Consider the following 11,267-nt stretch of genomic DNA (forward strand, 5'->3'; position numbering starts at 1 on the left):
CCGGGGTTGGATACCACGTAATTCGCAATCGCGGCTTGTTGCGCCTCCAGGCTGAAGCTCTCGCGCGCCTGCTTGCTTGTCGACATGCGATAGTAGGCGACGTAGCGGCGGCCTCGCGCGACAGATGCGCCTAGGGCCGTCGAGCCTTCGGCTGCTTCCGCCATCGGAAGCCTCTTGCTAGTCCTCGGTCACTTCATCTGAGCGACGCCGCTCCCTTACCACGCAAACCTAGCGCGAGACTTGCGCGGCAATCTTCGGCGCTATGGTCCCATAAGGTTCGGGAGTCGTCCTACGTTGAACCGGCCGTATTTCTCGGCGCGTAGACGAGTTCGAGCGGCGTAATCTCGCCGTCGACCAGGCCAAACGGAAACTCGAAGCCACGCGCCTCAAGCATCTTCTGCATCGAGCCTTTGTAGTCCATATAGAAATACCGAATCTCCTTGCCGTCTTCGAACAGCGCGACGAACCACAGCGGCACGTCGGCCGCCTTGGCGAGGTCGAAGCGCGACCATTTGAGGAGGTCGCGCGCCTGCCGGCATTGATCCGGGCTCATGGAAGCGATGCGGCGTGGGCACGTGAGGCGCGGCCTGACAAGAGCCGCGCCCCAAACGTTTGATCGTTCACGGGTGCTTTTCGTTCTCGGCCGCGCGGTCGCCGGCGGATTTCGCGTCCGCTTCGCACATATACGTGCCTTGCTTCGTTGTGCCGTAGTTGTGAGTGCCAGCGAAGTGGTAGACGCCCGACTTCGCATTCACCCACACGACGGTGTCGGCCGGGCAATGCGCCTTCGCCTGGGCGTCCGCAGCGAAACCGCCGGCTCCCGTGGGAGCGGCGACGCGCGGCTTCGCCGGGGCGGCGGCGGGAGCCATTGGCGGCGGAGCCGCAACGGTCGGCTTAGGTGCCGGCGCCGCCGCAGAAGCAGGAGCAGGCGCCGCGGGCGCGGCAGCCGCGAGAGTGGCGACCGGCGCGGCAGTACCGGCTCGGCACGCCGCGACGTAGTCGGCTTTCTTCTGTCCCGACGCCTTGATCGCCTCCTTGTTCGCGGTGTATTCGGCGTCGCATTCTTTGACGGTCTTCGCGTAGGCCGGCGCGCTCGAAAACGCGATGACGGCCGCCACGCCACAAGCCGCTAGAACGCTCAGAATGGCTTTGCGCATGCTGTCCTCCCGGGGGCGCACGAGGCGCAGCTCCCGACGTTAAATCATGGCGAGCGGCATCGCCATGAGCGAGGCCGGTTTGGACACAGCTTTAGTGCTGAATAGACGCGCGTTTGTGACGCAGCCGCAAGTCGGACGGCAGACGGCGTTACAGAACAGTTCACCGCGTCCGACGGCCCCGGCGGCAGCACCCGACAAGAACGGCCAGAGGCGACGAAGGCGATGCCTTGGCGTCTGTCAAGGCTCTCACAACGTCACGTCGTTACGCGCGGTCACGCCCGCCGCTAGGCACGCGCCGACTACGAAAGCGCTTGGTGAATGCCCCTTCATAGCAGCGATCCGGCCGCGAGTGTTTGCCGCGACTCCACGCGGCAACGTCATGGCGAAGCGCCGCCGCGACGTCCGCTACGGAACCGCCACCGCTAACCATCGGACAGCTGATTTGGGCGCATTGCTGACGCCGCATGAGGCGCCAGGCCGGCCCTGTTTACAGCGGGGATCTTGACCGGATAGGCAGCGTTCGAACTACGACTTCTCTTCAACGACGACGATCTCGCTGCGCCGGACGCCGATCGCCGCCGCGAGGAGCTTCAGGCGGTCGACGACAACTTCGCTATCGGGCGCGCGGGCGGTGGCGCCGACTTCGAGCCGAACGCAGTGGGGTTCGATGCGCAGGCGCGCGCTGGCGAGCACCGCTGGCACGCCGCCGGAAAACCGGTAAGCCAGCAAAATCGCCCGGCCGAGAATCTGCGCACGACGCCGCATCGCCGGCGTGAGGAGACGGTCCGCCGGGCTGAGCCAGGGCGCGTCCGTCCGGCCGGCGTAACGGGCGTGGATCGCTGTCGCGATGAATACCCGCTCAGCGTGATCGACGCCGATGAACGGAAATTGCAGCAGCCGGCGAAAGCTCTCTTCGGCGCGCAGATCCGGGTGATCGCGCCAAGCGATGTCGGAGAGCGCGCAGACCGCAACGCGCAGGCGCGTATCGCCCGGGGTCTCCCTTGGGAAGATATCGGCCGTCCAGGCTGCCAGCACGGGCGCAAAATCAGGCACACGCGCCAGCGGCAGTCCGACAAGCCGCGCGCCTTCGACAAGCGGGTCGAGATAGCGTTCCAGCTTGCTCAACTGCGAATAGAGAAAGCCCTCGCGCAACCCGAGCGCGGAAAACACGACGTGCTTCGGGGCGAGCCGTTTCAGCACGCGATCGAGCACGAGCGCCGCCGCCGGCAATGTGCGGGCGCGCCGTTCGGGCACGCCGGGCGTCGCCGCAAGTTTGGCGGGCGTCAGCCGCAACAGCGATTTTGCGAAGCCACGCGCTTCCTCGGTCGCCAGCGAATAGCCGTGAACAACCTTGACCGGCGCCTCGACCGCTTCCATGTGCGCCTTGGCCAGCGCGCGCCAGCCGCCGCCGACCGGATAGAACACCGGCCTGCCGAGCGCCGTTGGAACGTTCGCGTGCAGCATCGCGTCGATTCGGCGCTTGGCTTCGGGCAGCCCGTCGGCAAGCATCGCTTCGACCGGCAAAGCTCCGAGCGGCAGGCTGACCCACCGATTGCCGACATGATCGTCGAGCGCCTCGGCGACTTCAAGGCTGCCGCCGCCCATGTCGCCGACCGATCCAACCGGGCGAAAGAAGCCGGAGATCACGCCCAGCGTGGCGAAGCGCGCTTCCTCCGCGCCGCTGAGGATACGAACCTCGAGACCGGATTCGGCGGCGATGGCGGCGGCGAGCGCCGGTCCGTTCGACGCGCGTCGAATTGCTTCGGTTCCCGTCGCGTCGATCTTGGTCACGCCCATCGCATCGGCGATGGCGCGAAACCGCCGCACCGCCTCGACCGTGCGGCGAAAGCCCTCTGCCGCGATCGCGCCAGTTTGCGCGAGGCCGTCGCCCAGGCGACAAAGCGACTTCTCGTTGAAGCGCGGCAAGGGCGCCCGGCCGAGTTGGTCATAGACGACGAGCCGTACTGAATTCGAGCCGATGTCAACGATGGCGTAGGGCGCGCGATCGGTCCATCCCGCGCGTTCGGGATTGAGATCGAGCGGGCGCAACGCGGCCTCGCCGGCGCTGTCCTTGACCATCCGCGGCGCCTTTCACCCCCCAACGGGATCATGCGCAACGACGAGGGGCTTGTCTAATCGAGAGGAGGCGGCTCGGCGTCGCCGACATCGAGTCCGCTTTCGAGAACCGCCGCATTGGCTGGGAACCGCTGCAACGGGCGCGAAGCGGAGGTGATTGGTCGGGGGCGGCACGCCAGTTTTCGCACGATCGGAAGAAAGAGCGGACGTTCAACGGCCAACAGGCGATGGCCTGCGCCACTGATGGTTGACCATTGATAGGCCCTTCGCCGGAGCCTCGTTCGAACGCTATACTGGTTTCCCGTCTGACCCCCGCTTCTTTCCATTCGAATCGGCTGAAAGTTCTAATCTCTCAGAGTCCTGGAGCGAACCGAACATGGAGTGCCTGAAGACGTAAGAGCCGTGCGGGCGGTCGTCGCCCGAAAATAGCCCTTCGTTCGGCGGCCTTGTGGGCTCAATCGTTCGAAACATGGTGCTTGCAGATGCGGGTCGCAGTCGGTGGTTTTCTTCACGAGACCAACACTTTCGCGGCAGGTCACACCAGCTACGCGGACTTCGCCACCCCTGACGCGTGGCCAGGCATCGTCCGAGGTGACGAGATCTCGCCAGCTGTGCGCGGGCTCAATCTCCCCATGGCAGGGTTCCTAGCCCAAGCCGAGACGCTCGGATTCGATCTCGTCACGACAATCTGGGCTTCCGCATCGCCTTCCGGCCTCGTGACGCAATCGGCTTTCGAGTCGATCGTCGGCGAGCTCGTCGGGCGCTTGGCGGTGGCAGGGCGAGTTGACGCGGTGTTTCTCGATCTCCATGGCGCGATGGTGTGCGAGCATGTCGCCGACGGCGACGGTGAAATCATTCGCAGAGTTCGCAAGGCCTTGGGGCCGGAAGTAACGATCGTCGTCGTGCTCGACTTCCATGCCAACATCACGCGCTTGATGGTCGAGACCGCCGACCTTTTGGTCACCTACAGAACCTATCCGCACGTGGACATGGAGGAGACGGGAAGACGCGCGGCGGCGCTGCTGGTCGACGCCTCCTCGCGTCCTTACAAGGCCTTTCGCAAACTCCCCTACCTCATTCCGCTTCATTGGCAATCGACCCTCGCAGAACCAATGGCGAGCATGATGGCGATCGTCAAAGATGCGGAGCGGGCGCCAAGCATAACGTCCGCGGCGCTCGCGGCGGGGTTCTCCCTCGCCGATTTCGACGAATGCGGCCCAGCCGTCGTCGTTTACGGCAACGATCGCGAGGCCGTCGATGCGTCGGCGGATCGTCTCGAGCGGGCGTTCCTCGAACGGGAGCCCGCCTTCGCGGGAGAACTGCTGGAACCGTCGGAAGCCCTCGAACGCGCGCGGTCCGTGCGCGGCACGGTGCTCCTTGCCGACACCCAGGACAATCCTGGCGCTGGCGCGACCTCCGACACCGTGGGCGTTCTTCGCGCCATGATCGAGGCCCGCGTGGCGGACGCAGTGATCGCGGTGATCTGCGATCCCGAAGCCGCGGCGGCGGCTCACGCCGCCGGCGAAGGGGCCGACATCACGATCGCGCTCGGCGCCAAGAGCGGGCGCTCCAAGGAGGAAAGCGTTGTCGCGACCTATCGAGTCGAGCGTCTCGGCGATGGCAATTTTGTCGGAACAGGGCCGTTTTACAGCGGCTGCCGGATGCAGTTGGGGCCGATGGCGCAGCTTCGCATCGGGGGAATCCGAGTCGTCGTTTCCAGCCGGCGCCAGCAGGCTGCGGATCGTGAGATGCTTCGCCATGTCGGGATCGATCCCGCCAGCCATCGGATCATCGCCCTGAAGAGTTCAGTCCACTTCCGCGCCGACTTCGCGCCACTGGCCGAGCAAATCCTGATCGTGGTCGCGCCCGGCGAGAACGTCGCCGATCCCGAGCGCCTCGGCTATTCTCGACTTAGGCGGGGGGTGCGAATTCAGCCCCTCGGGCGCGCCTTCGAGCCGCGGGGCGGCGAGCGGTAGATGGTCGAGAGCGGCGCGACCTGTCGGCGTTACGTGTGTTCCCAGCCGAGCGAAGCCCGTCGCCGTCGAAATGCAGGACTTTCGGTCGCGTTTTGAAACCGCCTGCAAAAGTGTAGAAAGCCGCGTCGGCGCGAGCCTGGCCTATAGGAATTGGGAGACGGCGCATCATGGATCCAAGGCAAGTGGCGACAACAGACGATGTCCGCCAACTGTTGGAGGAGCGCGGGCTCAAGCAGATCAAGGTCGGGGTGTTCGACATCGACGGTGTGATGCGCGGCAAATACATGGCGCGCAGCAAATTCCTGTCTTCGCTCGAGGGCGGCGGCTTCGGTTTTTGCGATGTGGTGCTCGGCTGGGATTGCCAAGACCAGCTTTACGACAACGCCACGCTCACCGGCTGGCACCTCGGCTTCGGCGACGCCCAGGTGCGCCTGTTGCTCGATTCTTGCCGTAAGCTGCCGCTCGAAGACAACATGGTGTTCTTCCTGGGCGAATTCGTCGGGAAACACGAGCCCTTGTGCCCGCGCGGGGTCCTGCGCCGGGTGATCGCCAAGGTGCGCGAGCGTGGCTTCGAGCCTTACGCCGCATGCGAATACGAGTTTCTTGTTGTCGAGGAAACGCCCGAATCGTTGGAGGACAAAGGCTGGCGCAGTCTGGCGCCGATGGGCGTTTCGAACGCCGGCTACTCGGTGCTTCGCAATTCAGTCAATACCGAATTCTATCGCGGCCTGCTCGATCTGTGCGAGGAAATGGACATCGTCCTCGAGGGCCTCCACGAGGAAACCGGACCGGGCGCCCTGGAGGCGGCCATTTCCGTCGACAGGGCCCTTGCGGCGGGCGACAAGGCCGCGCTGTTTAAGACCTTTGCCAAAGTGTTGGCGCAGCGACAGGGGCGCAACGTCTCGTTCATGGCCAAATGGGACCCGAAAATGCCGGGGCAAGGCGGCCATATCCATGTCTCGCTGAAGAGCCTGTCCGGCGAGCCGGTGTTCCACGACGCTTCGCAGCCCCACGCGATCAGCCAAACCATGCGCCATTTCATCGGCGGCGTTCAGTGCTTCGCCGCGCCTTGGCTCGCCTTAGCGGCGCCGACGGTCAACTCCTACCGCCGGCTGGTGCCGGGCTATTGGGCGCCGACGGCGGCCACTTGGGGCGCCGACAATCGCACCGTAGCCATCCGCGCCATAACTGGCGGTTCGAAGGCGCAGCGGGTGGAATACCGCGTCCCTGGCGCCGATTGTAACCCTTACCTCGCGCTGGCCTGCGCCTTCGCCGCCGGCCTCTACGGCATCGAACACAAACTCGAACCGACGCCGCCAATGGCTGGCAACGCCTATCTCCAGGACGTGCCCGACGCGTTGCAATTGCCGCGCACGCTGTGGGACGCGGCGCAGGCGTTCAAGGCCTCGTCCGAGGCGCGCGAAGTGTTTGGCGACGCTTTCGTCGACCATTTCGCCGCCACGCGCGAATGGGAGGAGCGCGAGTTCCGCAAGCACGTGACCGACTGGGAGCTCAGGCGCTATTTCGAAATGATCTGATCGGAGTTTTGAATCGTGAGCCGGATTCTCAAAATTATCAGCCCGGTGGACGGCAGCGTCTACGCGGAACGCGCCGCCGCCTCTGCGCAGGAAGTGGACGCCGCCATCGCCGCAGCCGCCAAGGCGCAAAAGTCCTGGCGCCAGACGCCCCTCGCCGAGCGGCAGGCGATCGCCGCTCGCTTCGTCGATGCCTTCGTCGCAAAAGGACCGGAGATCGCTCTGGAGCTGTCCTGGCAAATGGGACGCCCGTCTTCCCAGACGCCCGGCGAGGTGCGTGGGTTCGAAGAGCGCGGTCGCGCCATGATCGCGCTCGCTCCGGAAGGCCTGGGCGACATTCGCCCGGCTGGCAAGGAGGGCTTCGACCGCTTCATTCGCCGCGAACCGCTGGGGGTCGTCTTCGTCGTGGGGGCGTGGAACTATCCCTATCTGATCACCGTCAACGCCGTTCTGCCCGCCATCATTGCCGGCAATGCAGTCATCCTGAAGCAGGCGACGCAGACGCTCCTGTGCGCCGAGCGGTTCGCCGCGGCGTGGCGCGAGGCGGGATTGCCTGAGGGGGTATTCCAGGCGCTGCACCTCGGCGGCGCCGACGCCGAGCAGGTGATCCGCGATCCGCGTGTAAACTTCATCGCCTTCACGGGATCGGTGCCGGTAGGACGCCGGGTGCAACAGGTGGCGGCGGACCGCTTCATCGGCGTCGGCCTGGAGCTCGGCGGCAAGGACCCGGCCTATGTCCGCGCCGACGCCAACCTTGCGTACGCCGTCGAGAATCTGGTGGACGGCGCGTTCTTCAACAGCGGGCAGTCCTGCTGCGGCGTCGAACGGATCTATGTCCACGATTCGCTCTACGACGCGTTTGTCGAAGGCGCGGCGGCGCTGACACGCACGTATCGCCTGGGCAACCCAATCAGGCCGGACGTCAACCTCGGTCCGATGGTGAACGCCGAAGCGGCGGCCTTCGTCCGCGCCCAGAACGCCGAGGCGGTGGCGAAAGGAGCGCGTGCGCTCATCGAGCCGCCCCTGTTCGCTGCCGACAGGCCCGGCACGCCCTATCTCGCTCCCCAGATCCTTGTGAACGTCGACCACTCCATGCGCGCTATGACCGAGGAAACCTTCGGCCCGGTGGTGGGCGTCATGAAGGTGCGCTCGGACGAGGAGGCGCTGGCGCTGATGAACGAGAGCGCGTACGGCCTCACCGCTTCGGTGTGGACCACCGATGAGCAGGCGGCGAAGTCGATCGGCTCGCGTCTGGAGACCGGCACCGTATTCATGAACCGCTGCGACTACCTCGATCCCGCACTGGCCTGGGTGGGGGTGAAGGATTCCGGGCGCGGCTGTTCTCTTTCGGTCTTGGGCTACGAACACCTGACCCGGCCGAAGTCGTTCCATTTGCGTGTGAAGATCTGAGCGAGGACTCTTATGACCGCCGTGCAATCCCTGCGAGGCAACTGGAACTATCCAACCGCAATCCGTTTCGGCGTCGGGCGCATCGCCGAGTTGCCGGACGCGTGCCGCGAAGCGGGGATCGCCAAGCCCTTGCTGATCACCGACAAGGGGCTCGCCAAGCTCTCAATCGTGACCGAGACGCTCGCGCTGCTGGCGGCGGCGGGGCTGCCCGCGAGATTATTCGCCGACGTCCGGCCCAATCCGACCGCCGCGGACGTCGAGGCGGGCGTCGCCGCCTACCGCGCCGGCGGCTACGACGGCGTCATCGCTTTCGGCGGCGGCAGCGGCCTCGACGCCGCCAAGGCGATCGCCCTGATGGTTGGACAGGACCGGCCGATCTGGGATTTCGAGGACAGGGACGACTGGTGGACGCGCGTCAAAGTGGAGAGCATGGCGCCCGTCGTCGCCGTTCCGACGACGTCGGGGACCGGCTCCGAGGTCGGGCGCGCTTCCGTGATCACCGACGAAAGCGACCACGCCAAGAAGATCATATTTCACCCGAGGATGATGCCGCAAATCGTCATCGCCGACCCAGCATTGACCTTAGATTTACCGCCGAAAGTCACGGCGGCAGTGGGGATAGACGCTCTCTCCCACAACCTCGAGGCCTATTGCAGCCCGTTCTACCACCCCATCGCTCAGGGAGTCGCTCTGGAGGCGATCAGTCTAGTCAAGCAATGGCTTCCCGTCGCCGTCCGCGAGGGCCAGAACATCGAAGCGCGCTCTCACATGATGGTCGCCTCTACCATGGGAGCGACGGCGTTCCAAAAAGGCCTGGGGGCGATGCACTCGTTGTCGCATCCGTGCGGCGCGCTGCTGAATTCCCATCACGGCCTCACGATCGCGATCGTCATGCCCTACGTCCTAGCATTCAACCGTCCGGCTATAGACGCGCGTATGACGGCGCTGGCGCGATATCTCGATCTGCCGTCGCCATCCTTCCAGGCAGTGTTGGACTGGGTGCTAGCGCTGCGTCAAGAAATCGGCATTCCTAATCGCCTGGACGCGATCGGCGTTAGCAGGGACATGGTGCCTCGGCTTGCGAAAATGGCCGCGCAAGACCCGTCGTGCGGGGGAAACCCACGAAAAGTGAACGCGGAGGTTCTGGCGCAGCTTTACGAAGACGCTATCGACGGCGTCCTTCGTGCGGGTTGATCGTGGACAGCGGGCGGCCAGCGGCCCTGATCGCGTCTGACCGCGCCGAAGCGCGGTGACCCCCATGCGCGGCGCTGATCGGCGCTCTCAAACGCCGAGGCGGCGAGGCTTTCGCGGATGCCCCCTGTCGCGCCCGAGCGATGTTGACGGCGTCTGCGATCGCGCAAGATGGATGCAAGCGCTAAGCCGCGCGCCCTCCGCTCAAGGCGCTTTCGGGCTGACGTCGATCGGGCGCGACCGGCTCGCCAACGTTGTAACTGTCGCCGCAATCGAAAGCAGCGTCGACCTCCCAGTCGGGGTGCGCGACTTACGCTGAATTATTGTCGTCAGCGATCGAAGCGACGCCTTCGCCACAGAGTTTCTCGCCAAACACACCCGTGAACAATTCTATGAATTTCTTGATTTGCGCACCCGTTATTGGCTCGTCAAATCGAATGGTGACGCTGGTCCCTGTTGTCTCAATTGCAACACCTTCTAGACCGCGCGAAATTGTGCTGTAAAAACGTGCTGCCCTTTGGCAGGTGGGAAACGAATAGCAGAGATAGCGCAAGTCAGTAGCTCTCAACTCTGAGTTTCATTACATTTGAAACAATCTCTCGCCGAAGCGGAAACGGCAGATCTCCACCCATACTGTCGAGAGCGCTTCTCCTGGGAGGGGGTCCGCTTTCGAGAACCGCCTCCTTGCCCCGGGGCCGGCCGCAATGGGCGCGAAGCGGCGGTGAATTGCCGCAAGCATATCGGCACCTGTAGTTCAGCTCGTGAGCTGGCCCAGTGGAGACCAGCCGCCTCAAGGCGTTACCACGCCGATCGGGGTTTGGACCCGCGGCCGATTAACAATCCTACGGGAAGAAGCGAATCTGATTGCTCCCTCCACCGCTTCGGCTGACCAGGCCGCCTCGCATCGAGTGAACGACTGTGAGATCAAGTGGCTCGCCAATCTTGACCGGATAAAGCGCATTGTCGCGTGCTGAACAGCCTGGGCGATGGCCTCTGCGGCGATGGCCTCCGCATCGAGACAGTCGGTCCTGTCGCATTTCACGAACGGACGGATGAACTCCGCCGACATCAGTCGTGCGTCGTGCCCAACTGCGAGCAGTCGCCGTGCGAGGCAGATAGCGCCGGGAGACGCCTCCATGCCAATGAGGCAGGGCGCCAACTGGCCAAAATATCGCGACAGTTGCGGCTGGTTGAGCCGTTGACGGGCCACGATGTCGCCGCGACTGTCCAGCCCAACGAGATGGAACCAAGCCTTGCCCACATCAATCCCGATTGTGACGACGCTCATCGCCTGCTCCTGTACCAGCGGACATCAAGCCCGCCCCAAAAGATGGAGCGGCAGACCACCCCTGTCAGTTCGACGGAATGCGCGCCACCGAGCTTATCGGGCTCAGACTGAAGAGGCCGCTCCGCAATTTCCTTTGCCTTCAACAGGCGACTCGCTCCACGATAGGTGAATGCAAGCGTCGCAGCCCATCGAGTCATGCTGGTGTTCAATTTACATTGCTCGACCAATTGTTCCATCATACGTTGATTGACTGCCGCTTTGCGTTTGTTTCCTGAAGCCAAATCTTCGTATGGTCCCTATGCCGCGCGGCAGTCCGGTCGGCGCGATCTTCGTGTGGGAGGGGGTTCTCGTGACGCAGCGAAGGCCGTCCAACCCGATTGATGCGCCCTCCGAGACGCCAATCATCCTTGTCGTCGATGACGACCCGGAGGTTCGCGAAGCGCTGAGCAGTTTGTTTCAGTCGGTCGGCCTTAAGCCGAAATCATTCGCGTCGGCCGCGGAATTATTGCAGCACAAGCTTCCGGACGCGCCTTGCTGCATCGTGCTCGACGTCAGACTTCCCGGAGTGGGCGGTCTGGACTTCCAGACTCAGCTAACGGAAGCGAGCATTCATGTGCCCATTGTCATGATCACT

General features: G+C 64.3%; 9 protein-coding genes. 5 read left to right on the forward strand and 4 right to left on the reverse strand.

Annotated elements, in window-relative coordinates; translation table 11 throughout:
- Positions 1 to 289: 289 nt before the first annotated feature.
- The 3 genes from ABSF49_RS16440 to ABSF49_RS16450 all read right to left on the reverse strand — a co-directional run bounded on the left by ABSF49_RS16440 (position 290) and on the right by ABSF49_RS16450 (position 3,236).
- Positions 290 to 553, reverse strand: coding sequence for a hypothetical protein (locus ABSF49_RS16440; protein WP_424113733.1), 264 nt, complete (start codon positions 551 to 553; stop codon positions 290 to 292).
- Between the two features lie 67 nt (positions 554 to 620).
- Positions 621 to 1,157 (reverse strand): hypothetical protein, encoded by a 537-nt coding sequence (locus ABSF49_RS16445; protein ID WP_424113734.1) that lies wholly within the window; start codon positions 1,155 to 1,157, stop codon positions 621 to 623.
- Between the two features lie 525 nt (positions 1,158 to 1,682).
- Positions 1,683 to 3,236 (reverse strand): Ppx/GppA phosphatase family protein, encoded by a 1,554-nt coding sequence (locus ABSF49_RS16450; RefSeq protein ID WP_424113735.1) that lies wholly within the window; start codon positions 3,234 to 3,236, stop codon positions 1,683 to 1,685.
- A 479-nt stretch (positions 3,237 to 3,715) separates the two neighbouring features.
- On the opposite strand from ABSF49_RS16450, the gene ABSF49_RS16455 reads away from it, so the two are divergent.
- The 4 genes from ABSF49_RS16455 (at position 3,716) to ABSF49_RS16470 (ending at position 9,348) form a co-directional block, all read left to right on the forward strand.
- Positions 3,716 to 5,209 carry a M81 family metallopeptidase gene (locus ABSF49_RS16455; protein ID WP_424113741.1) on the forward strand — a complete coding sequence of 498 codons (1,494 nt, stop codon included), beginning with the start codon at positions 3,716 to 3,718 and terminating at the stop codon, positions 5,207 to 5,209.
- A 182-nt stretch (positions 5,210 to 5,391) separates the two neighbouring features.
- Positions 5,392 to 6,747, forward strand: a complete 1,356-nt coding sequence (locus ABSF49_RS16460) for a glutamine synthetase family protein (protein ID WP_424113736.1) — start codon at positions 5,392 to 5,394, stop codon at positions 6,745 to 6,747.
- Positions 6,748 to 6,762: 15 nt separating this feature from the next.
- The gene (locus tag ABSF49_RS16465; protein WP_424113737.1) at positions 6,763 to 8,154 is read left to right on the forward strand and encodes an aldehyde dehydrogenase family protein; all 1,392 of its coding nucleotides are present in this window, start codon (positions 6,763 to 6,765) and stop codon (positions 8,152 to 8,154) included.
- Positions 8,155 to 8,166: 12 nt separating this feature from the next.
- Positions 8,167 to 9,348: an iron-containing alcohol dehydrogenase gene (locus tag ABSF49_RS16470; protein ID WP_424113738.1), complete on the forward strand. Its 1,182-nt coding sequence runs from the start codon at positions 8,167 to 8,169 to the stop codon at positions 9,346 to 9,348.
- Positions 9,349 to 10,135: 787 nt separating this feature from the next.
- Here ABSF49_RS16470 and ABSF49_RS16475 read toward each other — a convergent pair.
- On the reverse strand, positions 10,136 to 10,633 hold the full coding sequence (locus ABSF49_RS16475) for a hypothetical protein (protein WP_424113739.1): 498 nt from the start codon (positions 10,631 to 10,633) through the stop codon (positions 10,136 to 10,138).
- Positions 10,634 to 10,922: 289 nt separating this feature from the next.
- On the opposite strand from ABSF49_RS16475, the gene ABSF49_RS16480 reads away from it, so the two are divergent.
- Positions 10,923 to 11,267: response regulator transcription factor (locus ABSF49_RS16480; RefSeq protein WP_424113740.1), on the forward strand; the 345-nt coding region annotated here is incomplete at its 3' end.

Source organism: Roseiarcus sp. (assembly GCF_049514155.1).
GTDB lineage: Bacteria > Pseudomonadota > Alphaproteobacteria > Rhizobiales > Beijerinckiaceae > Roseiarcus.